This window comes from Streptomyces sp. CA-142005 (genome assembly GCF_050942335.1).
GTDB lineage: Bacteria > Actinomycetota > Actinomycetes > Streptomycetales > Streptomycetaceae > Streptomyces.
Genome location: NZ_CP192078.1, coordinates 7868491 through 7892177, shown reverse-complemented (window position 1 = coordinate 7892177; position 23687 = coordinate 7868491). Strand labels below are relative to the sequence as shown.

Here is a 23687-nt window from a genome sequence, read left to right as displayed (position 1 = left end):
TCCTTCGACGGGACCGTCAGAGCCTCTACGCCCGTAGAGCAGGCCGTAGAGGGACGAAAGTAAGCCTCCGGGAGGCCCTTGCCAAGACCATCGTCGTCAACCCGCGGAGTCGATCACGTTTCACACTCCTGTGGGTGAGCGAGGGCATCGCTCGAAGGGGTGAAACGGAGCATACCGGGACGAGGTGATGGATTGCCGGTCACGTCGCGTGTCCGGCCACCCGCAGGGCGTGCACGAGATCCCAGTGCCGCTCGTCGGAGACGGCCCGCGCGGCACGGAGCAGGAGCGGCACGAGCCGGGGCGGGTCGGGTACGACACTCCGGGCGGCCTCTTCCGCCGTACGGACCCGCACCCAGGCGTCGAGCAGCGCCTCCGCCTCCCGTCGGCGCCCCTCCCCCTCCAGCCGCAGCACGGCCGCGCCGATCTGCTCCGCCGGGCGGCCCACGCCCTGCCGCAGCAACTCCCGCCCGTCGGCCTCCCGTCCGGCGGCGGCGAGTGCGTCGGCGGCGGCGACCAGCCGCTCCGCGGGCAGCGAGGCGCCCTCCCACAGCAGCGTCGCCCAGTCGGCGCCGAGCCCCGCGCGCTGCAGGGCGTCCGCGAGCGCCGGGAACCGCTCGGCGGGCCACTGCACGACCTCGACGAGCAGCACATGCGCCTCCCCGCTGCGCCCCTCGGCCCTGAGCCGCGCGAGCCGTTCCACGACCCCGGCCACCGCTGCCCTCGCCTCGGCGTCCACCACCTCGACGGGGGCCGCCGCGGGCTCGTCCGCCTGCGCACCCCCGGCGAACCTCGCCCCCCTCGGCGTGCGACGCCCGCTCACCTCCGGCACGCCCGGCGGCGCCGCCGGCGGCAACACGACCTGCTCGGCCGCGTCCCCGTCCCCCGCCATCCCGGCGAACCGCGCACTGCCACGGCGACGTTTGCGGGGCTTGGCGGGGGCGGCCGGAGGCTCGGGGGCGGGTGTTCCGCTGGGGAGTTGGGTGCGGGGCGAGGGTGGGGTGGCTTGCGGGGTCTGTGGGGTGGTGTGCGGAGCAGGGGGGTCGGCTTGCCGGATCGGCGCGGCGAGGCCGACAGGGGGCGGGGTGCCTTCCCGGGTCGGTACAGCGGCATCGGGAGCGGTGGCTTGCCAGGGTGGCGTGGTGACGTCGCGAGCGGGAGGAGTGGCTTCCCAGGCCCGCGCGGCGACGCCGGGAGCGGGTGGAGTGGCCTGCCGGGTCGGCATGGCGCCGGGCGGGGTGGCCTCCGTAGTGGGCACGGCGGTGTCGGGGGTCGGGACGTGGAGAGGACCGGGGTGGCGGGCGTGGGCCGGTGTGCCGCCGAGCCGGGCCGAAGCGGCGACGCCCCGAGCGGGCGAGGTGGCCTGCCGGGTTGGCAGGGCGCCGGGCGCGGTGGCCTCCGTAGTCGGCACGGCGGCGTCGGGGGCCGGGACGTGGAGAGGACCGGGGTGGCGGGCGTGGGCCGGTGTGCCGCCGAGCGGGGGCGGAGCGGCGACGCCCCGAGCGGGCGGGGTCGGCGCGGTGGTGTCGGGCGGGGGGACGTGAAGGGTGCGGGCGCCGGAGCCCTCGGGCCTGCGGGCCTGCGGGCTGTGCGCGGTCCTGATGCCGGGCGGGGCCGGAGCGGGCGCCGAGGTGTGGGCGGCGCGGTCGGCATCCGTGGAGCGCGGCGGCACCGCTGTGGCCTGTTGCCGCCCCGCCGCCTCCAGGCCCCCGCCTTCGCCGAACCACGGCGGCCGGGCCTCACCACCACGCCGCTCTCCCCGCCACTCCCCTTCCGCCGATCGCCCCTCACGGCCGGCACCCGAGGCGGCCGCCGGCACCCCGCCGAGCGCCACCCGCCCCGCCGCTCCCCGGCTCCCGTCCTCGACCCACCCCGGCCGGGACACGCCCGCGCGCCGCACCGCGCCCGTCTCCGCCGCTTCCCGGCGGTCCAACTCGGCCAGGCGGGCGCGGAGTTCGGTGTACCTCGCGGTGGCGCGGTCGTGGTCGTCCTGGGCCCAGGCGAGGTCGAGGCGAAGGGCATCGGGGTCCGCGGCCGTGGAGAGGAGGCGGGTGAGTTCGGCGTGGCGTTCGGCGGCGTAGCGCTGTTCGCGGAGCATCACGTCGAGGCGGTCGAGCAGGGTCTCCCGCGCGCCGGGGCGGGCGTCGTACGCCGTGAGTGCGGCCCGGTACAGGGCGCGGGCCCGTTCCCGCTCGGCGGCAGCGGCGGCGGGGCCGTACGCCGTGGAGAGGTCCTCCAGCAGGGCCTCCACCACGTCCCACGGCGGCACCTCGCGCCCGTCCAGGCAGGCCCGCATGCCGTCGGGGTCGCGCTGCCAGAAGACCCCGCTCCACCCTCCGCCCTGATCCAGGCGCGCCAGCAGACCGTCCAGGTAGCTCGCGAACTCCCGCACTCCACCGGGGAGTCGATCCACCGCCATCGCTCAGCTCCCGCCCGACCGCCGGCCCTTTCGCTGGGTAGGCAACACGAGTCGTGTTACGGCGCTGCTACACAGAGTTTTCCGGCAGAGCGCGGGCGCCTCACGCGGCCACGAACGCGCACCGTGCGACCAGCTCGTCCATCGACAGCCCGAGGGCCCCGGCCAGCGCGGCCACGGTGAAGAACGCGGGCGTCGGTGCCCGGCCCGTCTCGATCTTGCGGAGCGTCTCGGCGGACACGCCCGCCTGCGCGGCGACCTCGGTCATGCTCCGGCCGCCACGCGCCTCGCGCAGCAACTGTCCGAGCCGCTCGCCGCGTTCGCGCTCTTCGGGGGTGAGTGGGGTGCGCACCATGCGCCCATTCTAATACCGGCCCACACGGCGACCCCCATTTAAATACCGGTATAGTAATTGGCATGGTGGAGCTGAAGACAGACACATCGATCGACGCGATGCACGCGGCGGGCCAGGTCGTCGGGCGGGCCCTGACGGCCGTACGGCGGGCCGCGGGCGTCGGCGTCAGCCTGCTGGAGCTGGACGAGGTGGCGCGGGAGGTGCTGCGCGAGGCCGGGGCCTCGTCACCGTTCCTCGGCTACCGCCCGTCCTTCGCCCCGACCCCCTTCCCCGCCGTGATCTGCGCCTCCGTGAACGACGCGATCGTGCACGGCATCCCCACCCGCTACCGGCTGCGCGACGGCGACCTCGTCTCGATCGACTGCGGCGCCACCCTGGACGGCTGGGCCGGCGACTCGGCGATCAGCTTCACGGTGGGCCGCCCGCGCCCGGCGGACCTCCGCCTGGTCGAGACGGCCGAGCGGGCCCTGGCGGCGGGCATCGAGGCGGCCGTCCCCGGCAACCGCGTCGGCGACATCGCCCACGCCGTCGGCCGGGTCTGCCGTACGGCCGGATACGGCATCCCGCACGGGTTCGGCGGGCACGGCGTGGGCCGGCGCATGCACGAGGACCCCGACGTGCCGAACGAGGGCCGGCCGGGGCGAGGGCTGCCGTTGCGCCTCGGCATGGTCCTCGCCATCGAGCCCATGCTCGTCGCGAGCGGTAAGGACGCCTACTACGCGGCGGACGACGGCTGGACCCTGCGCACGGCGGACGGCTCCCGCGCGGCCCACGTCGAGCACACGGTGGCCGTCACGGAGTCCGGTCCCAGGATCCTCACGGCGCGGGAGACACCCTGACACCCTGAGGGGCGCGGAGCCGGAGAGCCCCTCCCCCGCAGGCGAACATGCCCACCCCCACAGATCGTGACATCGTGGGCATGAGCAACCCGCCCCGGGTTACCCGGCCGCTCCGTCTGTCGTCAGCGAAGGAGCCCATGCCATGACCGACGGCTACCCTCCTGACCCCTTCGGTGAATTCCTGGCCCGCTTCTTCGGCGGATCCGGCGGAGCCCGGGGAGCGCCTCGCCATATCGACATCGGCCGCCTGCTCAGCCAGCCGGCCCGCGAGCTGGTCAGAGGGGCCGCCTTGTACGCCGCCGAGCACGGCAGCCGGGATCTGGACACCCAGCACCTGCTGCGCGCGGCCGTGGCCGCCGAGCCCACCCGGAGCCTGCTGAGCCGGGCGGGCGCGGACCCGGACTCGCTCGCCTCGGAGATCGACGACCGCGCCGGCCCGGTCCAGCACCCGCCGGGCGAGGTGCCGCCGCCGACCTCGCTGTCGCTCACCCCGGCCGTCAAGCGCGCCCTGCTGGACGCGCACGACATGGCGCGGGCGAGCGGCGCCGGGTACATCGGCCCGGAGCACGTGCTGAGCGCGCTGGCGGCCAACCCGGACTCGGCGGCCGGCCACATCCTGAACGCGGCCCGGTTCTCGGCGGGCTCCCTGCCGCCGGAGGCCCCGGAGGCCGGCACCCCGGTCCGCGTGGAGCGGCAGCGCGCCACGGGCACGCCCACGCTGGACAAGTACGGCCGTGACCTGACCGACCTGGCCCGGCAGGGCCGGATCGACCCGGTCATCGGCCGGGACACCGAGATCGAGCAGACCATCGAGGTGCTGTCCCGGCGCGGCAAGAACAACCCGGTGCTGATCGGGGACGCGGGCGTCGGCAAGACGGCCATCGTCGAGGGTCTCGCCGAGCGCATCGCCGACTCGGACGTCCCGGACGTCCTGGCGGGCCGCCGGGTCGTGGCCCTGGACCTGACCGGCGTCGTCGCCGGCACCCGCTACCGGGGCGACTTCGAGGAGCGCCTGAACAACATCGTGGAGGAGATCCGCGCCCACTCGGACAAGCTGATCGTGTTCATCGACGAGCTGCACACCGTCGTGGGCGCGGGCTCCGGCGGCGAGGGCGGCTCGCTGGACGCGGGCAACATCCTCAAGCCCGCCCTGGCGCGGGGCGAGCTGCACATCGTGGGCGCGACCACGCTGGAGGAGTTCCGGCGGATCGAGAAGGACGCGGCGCTGGCCCGCCGGTTCCAGCCGATCCTGGTGCCCGAGCCCACGGCCGAGGACACCATCGAGATCCTGCGCGGGCTGCGCGACCGGTACGAGGCCCACCACCAGGTCCGCTACACCGACGAGGCGCTGGTCGCCGCAGTGGAGCTGTCCGACCGGTATCTCACCGACCGCAGGCTGCCGGACAAGGCGATCGACCTGATCGACCAGGCGGGCGCCCGGGTCCGGCTCGGTGCCCGGACGAAGGGCGCGGACGTGCGCGCGCTGGAGCGCGAGGTGGAGCAGCTGGTCTGTGACAAGGACCAGGCGGTCGCGGACGAGGACTACGACAAGGCCAAGGAGCTGCGCGACCGGATCGGTGAGCTGAAGCAGCGCATCGCCCAGGCGAGCGACGAGGACAAGGCCGACGAGGGGCTGGACCTGGAGGTGACGGCGGAGGCCATCGCCGAGGTGGTGTCCCGGCAGACCGGCATCCCGGTCAGCCGGCTCACCCAGGAGGAGAAGGAACGGCTGCTCGGCCTGGAGGAGCACCTGCACCAGCGGGTCGTGGGCCAGGAGGACGCGGTCGCCGTGGTCTCGGAGGCCGTGCTGCGCTCCCGTGCGGGGCTCGCGAGCCCGAACCGGCCGATCGGCAGCTTCCTGTTCCTCGGCCCGACCGGCGTCGGCAAGACCGAGCTGGCCCGGGCGCTGGCCGAGGCGCTGTTCGGCAGCGAGGACCGCATGGTCCGGCTCGACATGAGCGAGTACCAGGAGCGGCACACCGTCTCCCGGCTGATCGGCGCCCCGCCCGGGTACGTCGGCCACGAGGAGGCCGGTCAGCTCACCGAGGTGGTACGCCGGCACCCGTACTCGCTGCTCCTGCTGGACGAGGTGGAGAAGGCGCACCCGGACGTCTTCAACATCCTGCTGCAGGTGCTGGACGACGGCCGGCTGACCGACTCCCAGGGCCGGACGGTGGACTTCACCAACACGGTCATCGTGATGACCAGCAACCTCGGCTCCGAGGCGATCACCCGGCGCGGTGCCGGGATCGGCTTCGGGCCGGGCGGCGCGGATGCGGACGAGGAGGCGCGCCGGGAGCAGATCCTGCGGCCGCTGCGCGAGCACTTCCGGCCGGAGTTCCTCAACCGTATCGACGAGATCGTGGTCTTCAAGCAGCTGACCGGCGAGCAACTGCGGCAGATCACCGACCTGCTGCTGGAGGGCACCCGGCGGCTGCTGGACGGGCAGGGCGTCACGGTCACGTTCACGGACGCGGCCGTCGACTGGATCGCCGAGCGCGGCTACCAGCCGGAGTACGGCGCCCGGCCGCTGCGCCGCACCATCCAGCGGGAGGTGGACAACCAGCTGTCCCGGCTGCTGCTGAACGGCACGATCTCCGAGGGCAGCCGGGTGACGGTGGACGTCCGGGACGGACGGCTGGACTTCCGTCCCCAGGAAACCCGGCCGCCCGCCCCCGAGGAGACCCCGCCGCCCGCGCCGGAGTTGTGAGGCCTGCGGCGCCGGGCCCCCTCAGGGAGGGCCCGGCGCCTGGGTCACCGCGGCTACGGCGCCGGGTTCACGACCATCGCCGAGCCGCCGCCGCGCCGTACCTTCTCGGCGGCGGCCAGCCACTTGCCGCCCGGCAGCCGCTGCACAGCGGTCGCCGCGCCGATCTCGGGGTTGAGCTTGAAGGAGTGCCCGATGGCCTCCAGCTGCTTCCTCAAGTCACCGTTGTACAGGGCCGGTTCGAGTTCCGTCTGGGCCGCGTTGCGCTGGCTGGCGCGGGGTGCGGCGATGGCGTCGACCAGCGGCAGACGCCGGTCGAGGAACTCGGTGAGGGTCTGCAGCACGGTGGTGATGATGGTCGCGCCACCGGGCGAACCGAGCGCCACCACGGGCCGGTTGCTCTTGTCCAGCACGATCGTCGGGGAGATGGAGGAGCGGGGCCGCTTGCCCGGACCCGGCAGGTTCGGGTCGTGCACCGCCGGGTTGGCCGGGGCGAAGGAGAAGTCGGTCAGTTCGTTGTTGAGCAGGAAGCCCCGGCCGGGCACGGTGATGCCGCTGCCGCCGGTCTGCTCGATGGTGAGCGTGTAGGAGACGACGTTGCCCCACTTGTCGGCCACGGTCAGATGCGTGGTGTTCTCGCCCTCGTACGTCGCCGGGGCCGCCGTCCCGCCCTTGCCGCAGGCCGCCGGGTGGCGCGGGTCGCCGGGGGCGAGCGGGCTGGTGAGGACCGCGTCGTCCTTGATCAGGCAGGCCCGTGAGTCGGCGTACTCCTGCGAGAGCAGCTCTTTCGTCGGTACGTCCTCGAAGGCGGGGTCGCCGACCCAGCGTCCGCGGTCGGCGAAGGCGATGCGGCTCGCCTCGATGAAGTGGTGCAGGTACTGCACCTCGCTCGCCTTCGACAGGTCGGTGTTCTCCAGGATGTTGAGGGCTTCGCCGACCGTGGTGCCGCCGGAGGAGGAGGGGGCGATGGAGTACACGTTAATGCCGCGGTACGACGTCCTGGTGGGCGCCTGGAGCTTGGCCCGGTAGACGGCGAGGTCCTTCTCCTCCAGCTTGCCGGGGCGGGCGTTCCAGCCGGAGGCGGGGTCCACGGGCGGGTGTTCGACCGTCTTGACGATGTCGTCGCCGATGTCCCCGCGGTAGACGGCGCCGACGCCCTCGCGGCCCAGTTCCTCGTAGGTGCGGGCCAGTTCGGGGTTCCTGAGCGTGGAACCGACGACCGGCAGCTGCCCGTTGGGCAGGAACAGCCTCGCGGTGTCCGGGAAGTAGCGGAACCGGGTCTCGTTGGACGCGGTCTGCGAGCGGAAGGTGTCGTCCACCGTGAAGCCGTCACGGGCGATCCGCTCGGCCGGCTTCAGGACCGTGCCCAGCCGCCTGCTGCCCCACTCGTCCAGCGCGGTCTGCCAGGTCGCGGGCGTGCCGGGGGTGCCGACGCTCAGGCCGCTGCTGACGGCGTCGGCGAAGGCGAGAGGCTTGCCGTTCTCCGTGAACAGGTCGGAGTCGGCGCTGAGCGGCGCCGTCTCGCGGCCGTCGATGGTGTGCACCGTGCGCGACTTGGCGTCGTAGTAGACGAAATAGCCGCCTCCGCCGATGCCGGCCGAGTAGGGCTCGGTGACGCCGAGCGCGGCGGCGGTGGCGACGGCGGCGTCGACCGCGTTGCCGCCGTGTCTGAGTACCTCGATGCCGGCGGCGGAGGCGTCGGCGTCGACGCTGGCCACCGCGCCGCCGTAGCCGACGGCCACGGGAACCTTCGGGGGAGTTTCGCTGTTCGTCGCGGGGGGCGGCGCCGCCGCTCCCACCGACACCAGCGCGGCCGAGACCGCCAGTACCGCCAGTTTCCGCGTGCCAGGACGACCCATCCGTACCTCCCGTCGGGACAGTCCGCGCAGCGTAGCCAGATTGTCGTAGTACCGACAGTACGCCTGGGGCATCCGCCGTACGACCGTCACAGATCGAACACCGGTACGTAGCCGTCGCCCGGGCCCGCTACCATGCGCGGCCATGAACGACGACGTGCGCAACATCGTCCTGGGCCTGGTCGCGACCGGGATATCGGCCTCGCTGGGCTGGCTCGCCCGTACGTATCTGTGGCGCCGCAAACTCCGGCGCAAGCAGGCGTTCTTCGGGCTGCCGGACAACTCCGAGTCCCTGCTGGTGGTCAACCGTGACGCGGGCGGGCCGGACCTGACGGTGACGCGGAACGACGTGTTCGCGCTGCTGGAGCTCTCGGCCCTGATCAAGGACTGCCACGCGAACGCCCGGGTCGTCGCGCACGACGGCGCCCAGCAGGGCTTCGGCGAGCGCACCGAGTTCTGCCTCGGCGGCCCGGCCTCCAACCGCCGGATGGCCGCCCATCTCGCCTCGCTGCTGCCGGGGGTGCGGGTGAACACGGACGCCGAACCCGGCCCGGACCGCGGCGCCTTCCGCATCGGCGGCGAGAACTACCGGCTGGAGAAGGGGCAGAGCGAGTACGTGCTGCTCGCCCGGCTCACCATGGGCCGTGACGCCCGCCCGGTGTTCCTCTTCTGCGGCCAGCGAGCCGTCACCAACCAGGCCGCCACCCGCTATCTCGCCCGCCACCACGAGCGGCTGGCCCGCAAGTACGGCACCGGCTCCTTCGTGCTGCTGCTGAAGGTGGTCAACTCGCAGGCGTACGGCCCGGATGTGGTGGAGCTGGTGGCGGACGTGACGCGGGCGGCCCGCACTCCCCTGCCGGACACGGCGTCCGCCGAGGCCGCCGCTTAGCGGTTCAACAATCTTTACTGGTACGTAACTTACTGACGGGTTACTTGCGGTAAGTGCGCGCGGTTACCGTCGGGTCACTTTGCACTGACACAAGTGAAGGAGTGACCCATGGGACACGGTCGCACCGCTCTGCGTACCGCCGCCGCAGGAGCCGTCTCGGCAGCCCTCGTCGCCGGCAGCGTCGTCGCACTGGCGCCCGCCGCTCAGGCCGGCACCCCGTCCGTCCGGTTCGTCGACATCACCGGCGACGGCGGCACCGTGCTGAAGGCGAACGTCGTCACGCCCGCGGGTGCCGACGGCTCGCACGGCTACCCGCTCATCGTGCTGCCCACGAGTTGGGGCCTGCCCCAGGTGGAGTACCTCGCCCAGGCGCAGAAGCTCGCCGACGCCGGCTATGTGGTGCTCACCTACAACGTGCGCGGCTTCTGGCAGTCCGGCGGACAGATAGAAGTGGCCGGTCCGCCGGACATAGCGGACGCCTCCAAGGTCATCGACTGGGCCCTCGCGAATACCCCGGCCGACCCGCGGCACGTGGGCATGGCCGGGGTGTCGTACGGCGCCGGGATCAGCCTGCTCGCCGCCGCGCACGACAAGCGCATCAAGGCCGTTGCCGCGCTCAGCGGCTGGTCGGACCTGATCGACTCGATCTATTCGGGCCGCACCCAGCACGTCCAGGCGGCCGCCGTACTGGACGGGGCGGCCACCCTCACCGGCCGGGAGAGCCCCGAAGTGCGCGAGATCTTCGACCACTTCTACGCCTCCGACCTGTCCAGGGAACAGGAGATGGTCGAGTGGGGGCGGAAACGTTCCGCCGCGACCTATGTCGACCAGCTGAACAAGAACGGCGCGGCCCTCATGCTCGCCAACGCCTGGGGCGACACGGTCTTCCCGGCCAACCAGTACGCCGGCTTCTACCAGAAGCTGACCGTGCCCAAGCGGCTCGAACTGCGCCCCGGCGACCACGCGACCGCCGAGCTGACCGGTCTGTTCGGGCTGCCCAACGACGTCTGGACGGACACCGAGCGCTGGTTCGACCACTATCTGAAGGGCGCCGACAACGGCATCGACCGTGAGCAGCCGGTCCAGTTGAAGCCCCGTAGCGCGGGGGGATACGAGGGCTACCCGGACTGGAAGTCCGTCGAGGCGACACGGCGGAAGTTCGCGCTCACGGGCTCCACCACCATCCACGCGAACGTCGACTCCGGCGCGGACGGCGGGATCGTCTTCCTCTCCAGCATCCTCGACCAGGTCGCCCAGCTGCCGCCCATGGCCTCCATCCCGCTGCTGCCGCGCCGTTGGGCGGCCGTGTGGCAGTCGGAGCGGTACGGCAGCACCCGGAAGGTGCGCGGCACGGCCACCGTGCACACCACGCTCACGCCCACCGCGGAGAGCGGCACCCTCGTCGCCTACCTGTACGACGTGGGACCGCTCGGTATCGGCAAGCTCGTCACGAACGCGCCGTACACCTGGCACGCGCGGACGCCCGGTGAACCGTTCGACGTCGACCTGGACCTGTTCACCACGGCCTACGACGTTCCCGCCGGGCACCGCCTCGCGCTGGTGGTCGACACGGTCGACCCGCTGTACATCGAGCACAACCCGTCCGGCGCGCAGCTGACCTTCTCCTCGCCCCCGGACGACCCGTCGTACGTGTCCGTCCCGCTCGGCGAGCAGTGATCTCCGGCTGCCGCCGGACGAGCCTGGCCCGTGTGAACTGCCGCCCCCTGGGGCCTCGCAGCATGCAGAACGGCACATCTTAGTCGAGGTTGGCGGCGCTGGGCTTGCCGGATGGGAGGAACTCCTCCGTGCGCCAAGGGTCATCCGCGTGGTGGACGTGAACTGGCCGGTGCCCAAGGGGAGATGCCGGCTCAGTTCTCGGCGATCTCCGCGTACAGCTGGGACAGCTCGGGAACGCCGCTCGCGGCCCAGTCCTGCCCGGCGCCGACGACCTCGACCTCGCGTCCGGAGGCCAGCCGTACGACGGGCTCGCCGTCGGGGCGGATCAGCCAGGCGGCGCCGGGCACGGTGCGCACCACGACCGTGCCCAGATACAGTCCCGCGTCGTTGCCCAGCCAGGGCAGGATCTCGGCGTCGTCGCGCCAGCGCGGGACGAGCTGGTCCAGGGCCTCCAGGGAGCCCGGGGTGTCGTCGAGGCGGACGCCCGCCCGGGCCGCCTGCGAGCGGAGCAGTTCGCACTCGGACAGCAGCGCGGCGATCCCCTCGGGGTCGGCGGGGATCCCCGCCGCACCGCTCTTCTTGTGCCGGTGGCCCAGGAACGGAAGGTTCATGGACCCAGCCTGGCATCAGACGTCGAGGTCGACCACCACCGGAGCGTGATCGGAGGCGCCCTTGCCCTTGCGCTCCTCGCGGTCGACGTAGGAGTCCTTGACGGCCTTGGCGAAGGGGTCGTTGCCGTACACCAGGTCGATGCGCATGCCGCGGTTCTTCGGGAAGCAGAGCTGGCGGTAGTCCCAGTACGTGAACGGGTGCTCGTACTTCAGCGGGCGCGGCACCACGTCGTTCAGGCCGGTCTCGCGCAGGGAGGCGAGGGCGGCGCGCTCGGCGGGGGTGACATGGGTGGAGCCCTCGAAGGCGGCCACGTCGTAGACGTCGTCGTCCGTCGGTGCCACGTTGTAGTCGCCCATGACGGCGAAGGGGCGGCTGCCCTGCGCGTCGCCGTACACGGCCGCCTTGAGGGCTTCGAACCACTGGAGCTTGTAGGCGTAGTGCGGGTGCTCCACCTCGCGGCCGTTCGGCACGTACACCGACCAGACGCGGACCGGGCCGCAGGTCGCCGAGATGGCGCGCGGCTCGGTCACGCCCTCGAAGCCCGGGTCGCCGGGCAGGCCCTTCACGACGTCCTCGATGCCGACGCGGGAGAGCACCGCCACGCCGTTCCACCGGCCGGTCGCGTGGACCGCCGACTCGTAGCCCAGCTCGCGCAGCTGGTCGAACGGGAACTGCTCCTCGGCGACCTTGGCCTCCTGCAGGCACAGCACGTCGGTGCCGCTGCTCTCCAGCCAGGCCAGCAGCCTCGGAAGGCGGGCGGTGATCGAGTTCACGTTCCAGGTAGCGATGCGCATGCCTCACAACCTACCCGGAGCCTGTGACAACGGGCTCAGACCTCCGCGGAGGCCCCGGGCGTCAGCCGCTGGTGGTCCGTGCCGCCCAGGGCGCCGATCTGGCGGTCGTAGATCGGGCGGGCCAGGTCGGTCAGCAGGGCGTCGTGGACGTCGTAGGCGCGCTGCGGCCTGACCTCGCGGACGTAGTCGATGACCTCGGAGATCTTGTTCCACGGGGCCATCACCGGGAGCATCAGCGTCTGAACCGGATGGGCGGGGACGGTGAGGGCGTCGCCGGGGTGGAAGACCTTGCCGCCGTCGATCAGATAGCCGACGTTGGTGATCCGCGGGATGTCCGGGTGGATCACCGCGTGGAGTTCGCCGTGGACCTGCACGTCGAAGCCGGCCGCGGTGAAGGTGTCGCCGTGGCCGACGGTGTGCACCCGGCCCGGGAAGGCCGCCGTGATCCGTTCGGCGACGGACTTCAGCGTCCAGATCCGGGCCGCGGGATTGTTCTCCATGGCGGCCCGGAGCCGGAACTCGTCGAAGTGGTCCGGGTGCTCGTGCGTGATCAGGATGGCGTCGGCGCCGAGCGCGGCGTCCTCCTCGCTGAACCCGCCGGGGTCGATGACGAGCGTCTGACCGTCCTTGTCGAGGCGGACACAGGCGTGGGACTTCTTCGTGAGCTTCATGACACACCATCCTGCCGAAACGGCGGCCCGCCGTGCGCGAGGCGGCACGGCTCACTCGGCGGGCGTGGTCTCCTCCCGGATGACCTGCCGGGCCACCCGGAACGCGCTGTTCGCGGCGGGCACCCCGCAGTACACGGCGGCCTGCAGCAGCACCTCCTTGATCTCGTCCGGGGTGAGCCCGTTGCGCAGCGCGGCCCGGGTGTGGAAGGCGAGCTCCTCCAGATGGCCGCCCGCGACGAGCGCGGTCAGCGTGACGCAGCTGCGGGTACGGCGGTCCAGTCCCGGCCGGTCCCAGATCTCGCCCCAGGCGTAGCGGGTGACGAACTCCTCGAACTCCCCGGAGAACCCTTCGGCCTCGGCCAGTGCCCGGTCCACGTGCGCGTCGCCGAGCACCTCCCGGCGGATCTTGAGCCCGGTCTCGTACCGGTCGGGCTGCCCGGCCGGCTGTGCCGGTACGGCGGCCGGGGCTATCTCGGCGACCGGCGTGACGTGCGGCGCCGCGGCGATGGCCGGGCTGACCGGGGCGGCCGGCAGGGCGGTCTGGCCGGTGTCGTAGGGCTGCTGCCAGGCGGTGGAGAAGTGGTGCACCAGGAGGTCGGTGACGGCCGCCGGCTGCTCGACCGGGACCAGGTGGGAGGCGCCGGGGACGACCGCGAGCCGGGCGTCCGGGATGCCGGCGACCAGGGTGCGGGCCTCGGCGGGCCCGGTGACCTGGTCGTCGGAGCCGACGAGCACGAGCGTCGGCACGCCGACCCGGCCCAGCTCGGTCCGCACGTCGAACGAGGCGAGCGCCTCGCAGGCGGCGATGTAGCAGCCCGGGTCGGTGGTGCGGACCATCTGCACCGCCCACTCGGTGATGGCCGGCTGCGCCGCGGCGAACCCGCCGGTGAACCAGCGGTCCGGCGAGGTCCGGGCGATCGGGTCGAGCCCGTTCGTACGGACGATCACCCCGCGCTGGCGGAACTCGTCGGCGGTCCCGAACCGGGGCGAGGCCGCGACCAGCGCCAGCGAGGCGAGCCGCTCGGGGTGGCGCAGGGCCAGCTCGATACCGATGGCGCCGCCGAGCGCACAGCCCGCGTAGCCGAACCGCTGCACGCCGATCGCGTCCAGCGTGGCCAGCAGCCGGGTGGCCAGCTCGGCGACGGACCCGGCCGGGTGGGCGGGGGCCCCGCCGTGACCCGGCAGGTCGAACCGCAGGACCCGCCACTGCCTGGTCAGCTCCGGCACCTGGCGGTCCCACATGTGCCATGTGGTACCCAGTGAGGGACCCAGGATCAGGACCGGAGCGTCTTCTGGCCCGTCAAAGCGGTATTGCAGGGTGTTCGGGGGTGTCTCACTCACGCCCCAGACCCTCTCACGTCTCACGAAATCTCACACGGCCAGGGGAACCCGGCGGCTCGTGACCTCGCGGCGCGGCATGCCCGGCACTGCCGAGACCCTCATGGGTCCACGTACGGGTTCTTCGATGTGCACGCCTGACCGTGAGGACAGTGCGTCCTCCCGGCTCCCGCACCCTCCCAATCCCCGCGCCGCACAGCTTCCCACCCTCGGCACGGTTTCCAGACGGTCTGGTTTGCAGCAAAGCGCGTAGTGCCGTCCCCAAGGATCGGCATGACGCACCTGAAAACCTTCCGGGATTCACCGACGAACAGCCCGAACGCCACACGGCGGGCAAGCTCTGCCTTTCCTCGCAGGAGGGGAGACGTTGGCCGTAGCTTGGCCGCCCCTCCCCCGTTGCCGTCGCTGGTCCACAGCGAGCAGCCGGCCTCCGGGTCACCTCCATTTCACTGCCATACGGCTGGGCGGGTCGCTCGCTCAATCGGCAGGCCGCCTGAGTCACGCTTGCCCCTCCGTCGCAGCACCGTGCAGGCCGTCCCACGTTGTGGCGGCTCCGCGGAGGTCCTCCACGTCCGGCTTCACGTACCACTTCTTGGTGGTCTTGACGTTCGTGTGTCCGGCCCACCGGGCAAGGATGTGATCCGGCACGCCTTTGTTGGCGAGGTATGTGAGGCAGGAGGAGCGAGCGTCGTAGAGGCGCACTCTGCGGAGTTCAAGGATCTCCATGAGCCGGTAAGCGCGTCTACGGAGCTGCTTGATCGTGAAGGCTTCCCCGGTCTCGTGCACCACGACGTATCCGGAATCCGAGTAAGCCTCACCGAGGACGAGCTTCTCCTTGGCTTGGAGAGCCCTGAACGACTTGAGGGCAGCCAGCACCGGTGCCGGCAAAGGAAGATCCCGTTCCCCAGCCAGGGACTTGGTGTCCTTCTCCACAACGTACCGATTTCCCATCATCGTCCGCGTGTTGGCTATGGTGATCGTGGCGGCTTCCAAGTCCACGTCTTCCCATCGGAGTCCGCAGACTTCAGCCGGACGTAGACCCATGAGAGACAGCAAGAGGGCAGCGTAAAGCCGTTCTGTCCGGACACCGTGAATGAACGTCTGAATCTCCTGCACGTTCCACGGCTTCACCTCCTGCTTCTTCTTTCGCTCTTCTTTACGCGCCCTACGTGGGATGGTCACATGTTGGGCTACATTCATGGTTACTAGCCGACGCGTAACGGCTCGATTCAGGGCGTCCTTCAATCGGGCGAGACTCATTTCCACGCTGGTCACTCCTAGCGGAGTACCTGCTTTACCACCACGTACACGCCCGTGCTTCAACGCCCAGTGCATCCACTCTTCTACATCTTCCTCGGTGAGTTCCTGAAGCCGGATGCGCCCCAGCCTCCCCCGAACCCGGTCGAGGGTGACCCGATAGTTGTAGACAGTGGTCTCTTCCAGATCCTCTGCTTTCATGGCCAGCCACTGATCAAGCCACTCATTGACAGTTATCTGGTTGGGAGGTACGAATGTCCCTTCCTCGCGGCGGTTGGTGATGCGCGCGTACTCAGCCTTCGCCTCCTTGAGAGTGGCGAACGTACGCGTCAGCTGCTTCCGCCTCCCGGTGGCAGGGTCGACACCCACGTCGACTACGAACCGGTAGCGCACCTGCCCCTTGGAGTTGGGTGGAAGCTTCTTGATCGGAACGGACAGGGGGTACTCACTCTCCTTCAAGGGGACCTGTACGAGCAGGGCGCCGGATCATCTGGCTGGCACCAGACCAGTGCCATTCCGTTTCACGGGCTGCTGAGTTCGCTGCAGCTCCGCCGCCAAGCACAGCCGCGCATGCGAACGTCCTCAAGGAACCTCACGATCGCCGGTTTTGCTAACCGGCGATCGTCGTCTATGTTGCGCACCGCATCACGAAGGCGGCATCTGCTTAGGCTCGCCGCAGCCAGGGCCAGCCGACGCGCAACCAGGTGCGCGCCGTCCGTGGCGAGCACCAGCAGACCGTCATCGGTGAGGCGGTCGAGATTCCGGGCAGCGAGTCGCTCGTCCTGATGGCGAGTGCCACTTGCCGTGTTGCGGCGCCAAGACGTGCCGCACGGTATGCGAGGGCGGCACTGACGCTGCGATAGCCGGGTTACAACAGGTCCTCGCCGAACAGGCCAGCCACGCAAAGGCAGACGTACAGCCCGGCGGAAAGGGTCCCGTAGTCGCCGGCTGTCTGGCTGTACCAGGCGTTCAGACGCGCCGCGGGTATAAAGGGCGGGTGCAGTGAAGCGAGCGGATCGAATAGTGGGGTCAGACAGGCGGACCTCCCCAAGTAGGAGCCCTGCCAGCAAGGCAGTCACACGGGTGCAGGATTCCAAGGCATTTCGCAACCTGGGCCGCAGTGGAGCATCTGCACATCCTGGCCTGGTGTTTTCCGGGACGTTGTACGTTGACATGGTCCGGACGGAGGTATCCAGTCCTGTGGTCCTATTTCTCGTCTGCCGTGAGCGAATGGCCGCCGACAGCCAGCAAGTCCTCCTGTCGCGGGCTTGTGAAGCGCACGGGCCCGGCGCCTGCATAATGCAGCCGCACGACCTCGTTGATGAGAACCTGCCACCGCAGTGCCGAAGCGACGCGCCACCCCGCATGGCCCGCCGTCACTTGACTGGTACAGGTCGTGGTCGAGCCCTCACTCGCCTTGAGAGGTGGCGACCGGCTCTCGGTGTGCCCTGGACGGCTGGGTAGGGTCGCGGTACCCGAGCTGGAGAGGTAGTTGCATGGCCCACGATATTGTGATTGCTCAGACGACCAGCGACGACGAGGGGCAGGCGACGATGCTGGCCCAAGGTGCGGTCGAGAGCAAGCTGGCAGCGGGAGTTCACATCGATGCGCCAATCACCGCCTTCTACTGGTGGAAGGGGAAGGTCGAGGCGGCGCGGGAGTGGCGCATCTCGTATATGACTACGACGGACCGTCTTCCCGCGCTAGAAGCGTGGGTGCACGAGAAGCACTCGTACGACGTCCCGCAATGGATCACACTGCCCGTAACCGGCGGGTCGGAGGCGTACCTGTCCTGGGTCTTCGAGGAGACGGAATCCGACTGAGGAGCCACGGGCCGGGCGTCGGCGACGTTGGTGCCCTGGGCTTGCCGCGTGCCACCTGAGGTGGATCAGGATGCGAACCGCCGGAAATGAACGGCAAGTTCGTGCTCGCTGTCAGGGAGCAACGCTGCAATAGCCGCCGCCCGCTCCTTGCCCATGGTGTTGGGCTTGGCCTGTGCCGCCGCAGCGAACTGGCGGGCCACGTAGACACCTTGGTCGACGTCACCCCCACGCAGTAGGGCCGACGCCAGATCACCGAGGACTACGACGCCCCCGTCCGGTAGCCCGTCTCCGAGGCGGTCGACCGCGGTATCAGCTGTGGACGTGAGCTCGGGGCGCCTCAGCTGGCCGTACACGGACAGGGCCAACGAGTCCATGCGGTATGGGGTCACGAACCTGACCCATGCCTGCTCGCTGGTGTGGTCCGCGAAATCGTAGGCGAAGCGCGCTCGGTCTAACGCCTGGAGCGCCCCCACCTCGTCGCCGGCCGCCGCAGCTTCTTCCGCGTGCCTACCGAGAACCCAGGCGGCAGCAGTAGCGTTACCGTGGCCTCGCACGTCGTTGGCGGCTTGGGAGAGGAACTCCATCTTCGCCTTTGGCGTCAAAGCGCCGTAGCTGCTGTAGGTCAGGGCCAGGGCTCGGAGTGGAGGATGCCCGGCAGCCGCCGCGCACTGCGACGTGACTTTGTAGTAGGCGTTGGCTTTGTCGTGCTCCCCCAGGTCCCAGGCCACCCAACCGGCCAGAGCGGCGGTTTCCCCGGCGGCGATGGTGAGAGCGCCTTCGTGTTCGCCTGCACGAGGCAGGGCCGTAGTGATCGCGTCAAGATGCGACTCGACCGTTTTTTTGTAGCCGCCGCGCGCTGAGGTTGAGTTCCTGGACGTGCAGTTCAGCGGCTCGGTCGATGAGCGCGGCGGCAGCGGGCGAATCGATCTTGGTCCCCTTGCTGAGGGCGAAGGCGAGGCGCCCCCAGGGCTCGGCGGCCACGCTCACGCCGATAGTGGCGCTACCCAGGAGCGTGCGACGCTTCACGGCGTCTTGGTCCTCCCCTGCATCGGCATGCCCCCTTCTCTTCCGAGCGCGGGCGGCCTTGGCCTCTCGCTGTAGTTCCTCGAAGGGGACACCGCAGGCCGCCGCGATGTGGCCGATTGTGTGGTTGGTAGGAATGTTCTCGAAGTTCTCATAACGGCTGATCTCTCGGCGGGTCATGGTGTCCCGGCCGGAGACAGCGTTGATCGCCTCCGCCTGCTCCTCCTGTGTCCGGCCCGCCTCCTGCCGAAGCCGGAGGAGCAGGTCGGCGAACGGGTCTGGCATGAGTGTGACCTCTGTTGGTGGGCGGAATCCAATCATGGCCTCAATTCCCCCCTGCAGTTTCCCCCTTGACAGAATTTTCCCCCTCTGGATTCCCCTGGTCGACGGCGTCGCCGCACGGTGCCATAGCCCACATGACCAGGCTCCAAGAGGCGGCCCCGCCCGGCGGGGGCATCCGTAGCAGTGCGGCTACAGCAGGCGCGTCATGCGTCAGGCCGGTTCAGGAAGACGAGCCCGGCGCATCGGCGAGGGCAGAGGTACCGGCGACAGCCCATGCCTGTCAGACGGCCCTTCTCCCCGACCTCGCGAAGGTCGGGGAGATGCGGCGCATAGCCAGGGCGTTCCTGCGGCGGTGCCGTGTTTCGGAGCCGGTGGCGGGGTTCGTCGTACTGGCCGTTTCGGAGCTGGTCACCAACGCCGTGGTCCACGGTGAGGGCGAAGTCGTGCTCCGCATCACGGTGGCCGTCGACGTGGTGCGTGTCTCGGTAACCGACCACAACCCGGCGCCCGCTGTGCTCAAGGAAGCCGGACCCGACGGCGAATCAGGGCGCGGGATCCGGCTGGTCGATGCGATCTCAGACGCATGGGAGAGCAGCGGCGAGGAGACGTGGTGTGAGTTCCGAGACGCGAGGGCTGCAGCTTGAGCCAGACCTCAAGTTGGTTCCCGACGATGCAAATGGCAAGCCGGGCAGCTCAGTCGCTTCTGTCATACAGGGCGCTCCGAGGGCCGTTCGCTTGCCTTCGCCCAGTAATTCGGTTCGAGCATCTCGCCGGGCCAGGCGGGCTGACGGATCGGACCACGAGGCCCCATCTGTTCGAAGTACGGTGCCAAGTCGATCACGGGCGTTCCGTCTACAGCGTCGAGATCGGTGACCAACAGGTCCCGCCCCTCGACCTTGAGCAGCCGCGGGTAGCTGATCGCCAGTTGATTGGGACGCCGATGGTTGCGGTGGACGAAGGTACCGGTCGGCGGCCAGTCCGGATTCCCGCGGGGGCTGCGTGCGTGGAGCTGAACATCTTCCGGTCGCGCCAGGTGGAAGAGCCAGGTCACCGTCAGGTGGGAAAACTCTTCGATTCCCTGCAGCGTCTCGAGGGGGTACGCCTCGTTGAGTCGGATGATCGACTCGACTCCGCCCTGGTAATCGTCCTGGACGCGGGTGTGGCCCCCGACAACCGTTGCGATCGATTCGACCTCGTACGTTGCCATCGGCGCTCGTTCCTCTCTAACGGGGGCGCGTGTTCAGCAGCTGCCGTCAATAGCTGCGGACCTGCCCTGTGGTCAGCCTATGGCGCGCAGCATTTCCCGCGCTCGGCGGTCCAGTTCGGCGACGTGGCGGCCACCACGTTGCCTAACAGGCGAGAGGTCGCTCTGCATGCGGACGATGACGTCGCGGGCGCGGCCGGACTGGACGCCAGCCATGGCGTCCAGTGCTTGTCCCCAGGTACCACATGCCTCATCGAGGCGTCCCTGCTGGACCTGGACGGCACCGAGGTAGCCGAGGGTCACACTGTGGGTACGGGCATACTGCTGCCGCCGGCGGGTGGCGACGCTGCGCTGGAAATGCAACTCCGCGTCGAGAGGATTTCCCAGGTCCCGCAAGGCACAGGCAGTCTCGTGGGCGAGGGAGGCTTCCTGGAAGAAGCTGACGCGGTTGGGGGCATCCTCGTTATCGGCACGTGCGAGGTCCCTCTCCGCGCGACTGATGGCCGCGAGACTGCCGCGGCGGTCGCCGCCGGAGGCCAGGGCGCGGGCATGGACTACCGCGAGCAGGGCCTTCTCCCGCGAGCTGGCCTGGCCGTAGTGGGTGCGGGACATCGAGGCGTCAGCCAGGTCGAGCGCTCTGCGTGGGTGCCCGAGGTCGACTGCTTGGTGGGCGAGGGCACGCAGGATGTGGCCGCCCAGCGGTCCGTCTGCGGCTTCGGCCGCAAGGCGTGCGGCGAGGGTGAGGTAGCGCTGGGCGGTTCGATGCTCGGAGGCGTCGAAGGCCATCCAGCCGGCGAGGTAGGTCATCTCTGCCACGGCCGAGTACGTATCCCGGCGGTGCTGTTCCGTTCGGAACCTGCTGCTCAGGAGCGGCACCGCTTCGTCGCGAAGATGGCCGGCCAGGGCCGAGCGCCCCGAGGCTCCACCGCGCTGCTGGTCCCTCGCGGAGTAGAAGGTGGTCAGCTTGCGGACGTCGTCGATGTCAGCCTGAGTCACCAGCCGGGAGGAGACTGCAGGGCGCGAGGCCGCTGCGGCCGGGGCGGCTGCCCACCATGGAGAGGCAGGCAGGACGAGGCCGGCGGCCGAGTACGCGGTGGTAGCCAACAGCTTGCGTCGGTGCATGTCCAGATCGTCGCTTCCCAGCTCGGCCAACACGGTCAGAGGGTCGACGCTCCAGTCAGAACTACTGTCAGTGGGGCCTGTCGGCCCCTCTTCCAGTCCGAGGTCAGCGAGGGTGAGGCGTCGGCCGAGCCTGCGGGACAGCGTCTCACGCAGGATATGAGGCGCTCGTCCACTGGGCTTCGTGCCCTGAACCCACATGGCGATGTGGGAGCGGGAAATGGCCTCCAGTTCGCGTACACCGCTCTCCGCGGCAACGCGAGCGACCGCAGCGGCTGCTTGGGGCTGGGACCAGCTCGCTTCGCGCAGGAGCGCGGCAAGGGCGACGTTTCTCTCACGGGCCATGTACTGCCCCTCGGTTCCGAAATGATCTTTGACGCCTTTGACGGCCTTGAGGGCCGCGTAGGCATACCCCCTGACATGGATTCGCGGTTCGCTCAACGTAGCCGCAGGATCACTCCCCATGCACGTCAGTTGCCTGCGGTGCACAGCGTTCTTCGCTCAAGTTGGCTGGATTCATCTAGGAGTTGCGTCATGCGTCCCCCGCTGGCCCTTCGCCGGGCGTGCCACCTCAGTGATCAGGGTCGAAGAAGCCACGCCCTTGGTGAGCCCATCCTGCGACGGGACCCGGTCGCCTTCGCGGCGGAAACGGTGGCGCTCGTACTGGGCGAGGACTCGCCGTTACCCGATACTGCCGCCGATGTGGAGGACCTCGCACTGCGGCTGCGAGGACACGTCAGCCAGCTCGGGGCCCTGACGCCTTCGCAAGAGCCGGCCCTGCTCCGTGCGCAGCAGCTCTGCTCGGGCGGCCTCCCCGATGGCTACATGCCCAGCAGGGTCCATCTGGTCAGGCTGGCCGAGGCAACCCACGACCTTATCGCTGCCGTGCAGGCCCACGACGTGGCCCCTGCGAAGCCGGTCCAGAGACGGCGCTGGTGGAAGCCGCCGATCAACGTGCTGCGCGGCGCGGTCTTCGCTCTCGCCCTCGCCTGCGTGGTTCTGGCCGCGTCGGTGCCCCGGACATGACCGCCGCCGGGGCAGTTTTGATCGCGCTGATTCTCGGTCCCACGGCGTGGCTGGCTCTTCGTGGTGATCGAGTAAGCGGCCGCATCGCTCCACGGGACGTGGATCCCCCGCCGAGGCAGAACATTCAACTCCTGGCGACACAGTCCCCCACCGCAGCGCGGTCGCGTCTCCGTCACCCAGCTCCACCCCACGCAGCACACACCAGACCTGCGCATACCTGACGCCGCAGCACGCCTAGCCACCCCACCCTGACGAGGATTCCCATGCCTGACAGCGCCTTTGCGGCAGGGCCGGCCGCCACCGGCCACCGCCGACGGCGGCCTCAGATCGACGCGTTCACGCTGCACCATGTCCACCGCGCCGTCGCACTGCCCCTAGTGCTCCTTGCCGCGCTGCTGGGTGCCGCCTTCATCCTCTGGTCGGTGTCCGCGGTGGGCCCCGGCTGGCTCCTCGCCGGCCTGGTCTGCGGACTGGCGGGAGTCGCCACGCTGGCGGCTCGCGGAGCGCGAACGGCTGCAGGGGCCGTGCAGACGGCTGCGGAGCATGCCCAGGCAGCGGCACTGGCAGCGATCGCAGGAGCCGCGGCGGCCGTCGAAAAGTCGGTGCAGTGGTCGGCAGACGAGCTGTGCCGCGGGGGACGGCCGCCGCTGCCGGACCTGCAGGTGCCACCATCGGCCAGTCCGAACGTCGAGATCAACAAGGCGTTGAGTGCCCTCCAGGTGCAGGCCATCGCGTCGCTGATACGGGTGCACGACGAGTCCCAGTCCGTCGTACTCCTGGAAGTGCTGCGTCGCCTGGCCATGCGCGAGCACGCGCTGGTCGGCAAGGCGCTTGAGGCACTGAGCCAGCTGGAGATGCTGACCGACGACCCGGAGCTGCTCGCCAAGATCTTCGAGATCGATCACCTCGTGACGCGGATGCGTCGTCAGGTCGAGAGCACAGCGGTGCTGGGCGGGCAGTCCCTGCGCAGCGTGCGTCGGCCCGTTCCCGTCAAGAGCGTGCTGCGCGGCGCCGTCTCCGAGGTCGTGCAGTATCCGCGGGTGGCGGTTGCGGCCGGGTCCGTGGGCGCGGAGCTGGGCCTTCCCGGCCATGTGGGTCCGGACCTGACGCACCTGCTGGCTGAGCTGATCGAGAACGCCTGTGAGTGTTCCGATCCGGCTACGAAGGTGATGGTGCGTGCGCAGCGGGTGGCGAACGGGCTGGCGGTCGAGGTCGAGGACCGGGCCATCCCCATGCATCCGCAGACGCGGGCGCAGATGAACCACCTGCTCCAGGCCCCCGACGAGGTCGACGTCAGCGGCCAGGTGCGAGCGGGACAGCTCGGCTTGCTGGTCGCCGCGAAGATCGCCCAGTCGCACGGGCTGTCCGTTCTCCTGCAGGAGAACGTGACAGGAGGCACCACCGCCCTGGTGGTCATCCCGGCACGGCTCCTGGTAGCCATTCCCTCCATCGACGATGCGGGCGCGCCGCCCCAGGACACCCGCCCCTTGGGGCCGCAATCGCAGCAGGTTGCCGCGACTCCAGCCACCCCGAGAGCGGGGCAGGTTCCACGCACCAATGCCACAGGGGCGCCGGAAGCCGCACAGGCAGGTCACCCTGCTGATCCACCCGCGCTTCCCACGCGTAGACGCCAGGCCGGCACGTTCCGTCCGCCACACGAGCGGGAGCAAGCCCCTGTGACCGAGGCGACGCCAGGGCTCGCAGCCGCCTTCCGCACCGGCATCCAGGCCGGCGGGCAAGCCGGTTCTCCCACCGCTTCGACAGAGCACCCCAGGCCCTGAACCTCGTCCCTCCACGTTCCC

The 23687-nt window shown here is 70.4% G+C and carries 18 protein-coding genes and 1 pseudogene; 8 read left to right on the top strand and 11 right to left on the bottom strand.

Going from position 1 to position 23687, the window contains the following annotated elements; genetic code table 11:
* Window positions 1-199: 199 nt before the first annotated feature.
* On the bottom strand, window positions 200-2416 hold the full coding sequence (locus ACQPXS_RS36770; protein ID WP_433453804.1) for a hypothetical protein: 2217 nt from the start codon (window positions 2414-2416) through the stop codon (window positions 200-202).
* 100 nt (window positions 2417-2516) lie between these two features.
* A complete protein-coding gene (locus ACQPXS_RS36765) occupies window positions 2517-2768 on the bottom strand; it encodes a helix-turn-helix domain-containing protein (RefSeq protein WP_351803760.1) in 252 nt (83 codons plus the stop codon).
* A 62-nt stretch (window positions 2769-2830) separates the two neighbouring features.
* On the opposite strand from ACQPXS_RS36765, the gene map reads away from it, so the two are divergent.
* Window positions 2831-3607 carry a type I methionyl aminopeptidase gene (map, locus tag ACQPXS_RS36760; protein ID WP_433453803.1) on the top strand — a complete coding sequence of 259 codons (777 nt, stop codon included), beginning with the start codon at window positions 2831-2833 and terminating at the stop codon, window positions 3605-3607.
* Window positions 3608-3749: 142 nt separating this feature from the next.
* Window positions 3750-6317: an ATP-dependent Clp protease ATP-binding subunit gene (locus ACQPXS_RS36755; protein WP_433453802.1), complete on the top strand. Its 2568-nt coding sequence runs from the start codon at window positions 3750-3752 to the stop codon at window positions 6315-6317.
* Window positions 6318-6370: 53 nt separating this feature from the next.
* Here the strand turns inward: ACQPXS_RS36755 and ggt are convergent, their stop codons facing one another.
* A complete protein-coding gene (gene ggt / locus ACQPXS_RS36750) occupies window positions 6371-8173 on the bottom strand; it encodes a gamma-glutamyltransferase (RefSeq protein WP_433453801.1) in 1803 nt (600 codons plus the stop codon).
* A 142-nt stretch (window positions 8174-8315) separates the two neighbouring features.
* Here ggt and ACQPXS_RS36745 point away from each other — a divergent pair, with 142 nt between their 5' ends.
* Window positions 8316-9059 (top strand): hypothetical protein, encoded by a 744-nt coding sequence (locus ACQPXS_RS36745; RefSeq protein ID WP_433453800.1) that lies wholly within the window; start codon window positions 8316-8318, stop codon window positions 9057-9059.
* A 108-nt stretch (window positions 9060-9167) separates the two neighbouring features.
* A complete protein-coding gene (locus ACQPXS_RS36740) occupies window positions 9168-10736 on the top strand; it encodes an alpha/beta fold hydrolase (RefSeq protein WP_433453799.1) in 1569 nt (522 codons plus the stop codon).
* 191 nt (window positions 10737-10927) lie between these two features.
* Here ACQPXS_RS36740 and ACQPXS_RS36735 read toward each other — a convergent pair whose 3' ends face one another.
* From ACQPXS_RS36735 to ACQPXS_RS36715, 5 genes are all read right to left on the bottom strand, one after another.
* Window positions 10928-11347, bottom strand: coding sequence for a DUF6278 family protein (locus tag ACQPXS_RS36735; RefSeq protein ID WP_356313964.1), 420 nt, complete (start codon window positions 11345-11347; stop codon window positions 10928-10930).
* A gap of 15 nt (window positions 11348-11362) precedes the next feature.
* Complete coding sequence (locus tag ACQPXS_RS36730) at window positions 11363-12142, bottom strand: exodeoxyribonuclease III (protein ID WP_433453798.1); 780 nt, start codon at window positions 12140-12142, stop codon at window positions 11363-11365.
* Window positions 12143-12177: 35 nt separating this feature from the next.
* Window positions 12178-12813, bottom strand: coding sequence for an MBL fold metallo-hydrolase (locus tag ACQPXS_RS36725; protein WP_356313968.1), 636 nt, complete (start codon window positions 12811-12813; stop codon window positions 12178-12180).
* 51 nt (window positions 12814-12864) lie between these two features.
* Entirely contained in the window at window positions 12865-14154 is a 1290-nt protein-coding gene (pcaC, locus tag ACQPXS_RS36720; protein WP_433453797.1) for a 4-carboxymuconolactone decarboxylase, read from the bottom strand.
* Between the two features lie 495 nt (window positions 14155-14649).
* Window positions 14650-15867 (bottom strand): tyrosine-type recombinase/integrase, encoded by a 1218-nt coding sequence (locus ACQPXS_RS36715; protein ID WP_433453796.1) that lies wholly within the window; start codon window positions 15865-15867, stop codon window positions 14650-14652.
* A gap of 1037 nt (window positions 15868-16904) precedes the next feature.
* Here ACQPXS_RS36715 and cutA point away from each other — a divergent pair.
* Window positions 16905-17231 carry a divalent-cation tolerance protein CutA gene (cutA, locus tag ACQPXS_RS36710; RefSeq protein WP_433453795.1) on the top strand — a complete coding sequence of 109 codons (327 nt, stop codon included), beginning with the start codon at window positions 16905-16907 and terminating at the stop codon, window positions 17229-17231.
* A gap of 65 nt (window positions 17232-17296) precedes the next feature.
* On the opposite strand, the pseudogene ACQPXS_RS36705 reads toward cutA, so the two are convergent.
* Window positions 17297-18539 (bottom strand): annotated as a pseudogene (locus ACQPXS_RS36705) (helix-turn-helix transcriptional regulator).
* Between the two features lie 131 nt (window positions 18540-18670).
* On the opposite strand from ACQPXS_RS36705, the gene ACQPXS_RS36700 reads away from it, so the two are divergent.
* Window positions 18671-19180, top strand: coding sequence for an ATP-binding protein (locus ACQPXS_RS36700; RefSeq protein ID WP_433453794.1), 510 nt, complete (start codon window positions 18671-18673; stop codon window positions 19178-19180).
* Between the two features lie 62 nt (window positions 19181-19242).
* Here the strand turns inward: ACQPXS_RS36700 and ACQPXS_RS36695 are convergent, their stop codons facing one another.
* The gene (locus tag ACQPXS_RS36695; protein ID WP_222995855.1) at window positions 19243-19743 is read right to left on the bottom strand and encodes an SAM-dependent methyltransferase; all 501 of its coding nucleotides are present in this window, start codon (window positions 19741-19743) and stop codon (window positions 19243-19245) included.
* 72 nt (window positions 19744-19815) lie between these two features.
* Window positions 19816-21204 (bottom strand): Tat pathway signal protein, encoded by a 1389-nt coding sequence (locus tag ACQPXS_RS36690; RefSeq protein ID WP_433456123.1) that lies wholly within the window; start codon window positions 21202-21204, stop codon window positions 19816-19818.
* 189 nt (window positions 21205-21393) lie between these two features.
* Here ACQPXS_RS36690 and ACQPXS_RS36685 point away from each other — a divergent pair, with 189 nt between their 5' ends.
* Both ACQPXS_RS36685 and ACQPXS_RS36680 read left to right on the top strand, forming a co-directional pair.
* Window positions 21394-21885, top strand: a complete 492-nt coding sequence (locus ACQPXS_RS36685; protein ID WP_433453793.1) for a DUF6415 family natural product biosynthesis protein — start codon at window positions 21394-21396, stop codon at window positions 21883-21885.
* A 263-nt stretch (window positions 21886-22148) separates the two neighbouring features.
* Window positions 22149-23666, top strand: coding sequence for an ATP-binding protein (locus tag ACQPXS_RS36680; RefSeq protein ID WP_433453792.1), 1518 nt, complete (start codon window positions 22149-22151; stop codon window positions 23664-23666).
* The last annotated feature ends 21 nt before the right edge of the window (window positions 23667-23687 follow it).

Coding starts and splice junctions, on each gene's coding strand:
- ACQPXS_RS36765 (WP_351803760.1), bottom strand. CDS start 2,768: ATGGTGCGCACCCCACTCACCCCCGAAGAGCGCGAACGCGGCGAGCGG.
- ACQPXS_RS36770 (WP_433453804.1), bottom strand. CDS start 2,416: ATGGCGGTGGATCGACTCCCCGGTGGAGTGCGGGAGTTCGCGAGCTAC.
- ACQPXS_RS36735 (WP_356313964.1), bottom strand. CDS start 11,347: ATGAACCTTCCGTTCCTGGGCCACCGGCACAAGAAGAGCGGTGCGGCG.
- ACQPXS_RS36695 (WP_222995855.1), bottom strand. CDS start 19,743: ATGGCAACGTACGAGGTCGAATCGATCGCAACGGTTGTCGGGGGCCAC.
- ACQPXS_RS36755 (WP_433453802.1), top strand. CDS start 3,750: ATGACCGACGGCTACCCTCCTGACCCCTTCGGTGAATTCCTGGCCCGC.
- ACQPXS_RS36700 (WP_433453794.1), top strand. CDS start 18,671: ATGACCAGGCTCCAAGAGGCGGCCCCGCCCGGCGGGGGCATCCGTAGC.
- cutA (WP_433453795.1), top strand. CDS start 16,905: ATGGCCCACGATATTGTGATTGCTCAGACGACCAGCGACGACGAGGGG.
- ACQPXS_RS36725 (WP_356313968.1), bottom strand. CDS start 12,813: ATGAAGCTCACGAAGAAGTCCCACGCCTGTGTCCGCCTCGACAAGGAC.
- ACQPXS_RS36690 (WP_433456123.1), bottom strand. CDS start 21,204: ATGGCCCGTGAGAGAAACGTCGCCCTTGCCGCGCTCCTGCGCGAAGCG.
- ACQPXS_RS36685 (WP_433453793.1), top strand. CDS start 21,394: ATGCGTCCCCCGCTGGCCCTTCGCCGGGCGTGCCACCTCAGTGATCAG.
- ggt (WP_433453801.1), bottom strand. CDS start 8,173: ATGGGTCGTCCTGGCACGCGGAAACTGGCGGTACTGGCGGTCTCGGCC.
- ACQPXS_RS36745 (WP_433453800.1), top strand. CDS start 8,316: ATGAACGACGACGTGCGCAACATCGTCCTGGGCCTGGTCGCGACCGGG.
- map (WP_433453803.1), top strand. CDS start 2,831: ATGGTGGAGCTGAAGACAGACACATCGATCGACGCGATGCACGCGGCG.
- ACQPXS_RS36740 (WP_433453799.1), top strand. CDS start 9,168: ATGGGACACGGTCGCACCGCTCTGCGTACCGCCGCCGCAGGAGCCGTC.
- ACQPXS_RS36680 (WP_433453792.1), top strand. CDS start 22,149: ATGCCTGACAGCGCCTTTGCGGCAGGGCCGGCCGCCACCGGCCACCGC.
- ACQPXS_RS36730 (WP_433453798.1), bottom strand. CDS start 12,142: ATGCGCATCGCTACCTGGAACGTGAACTCGATCACCGCCCGCCTTCCG.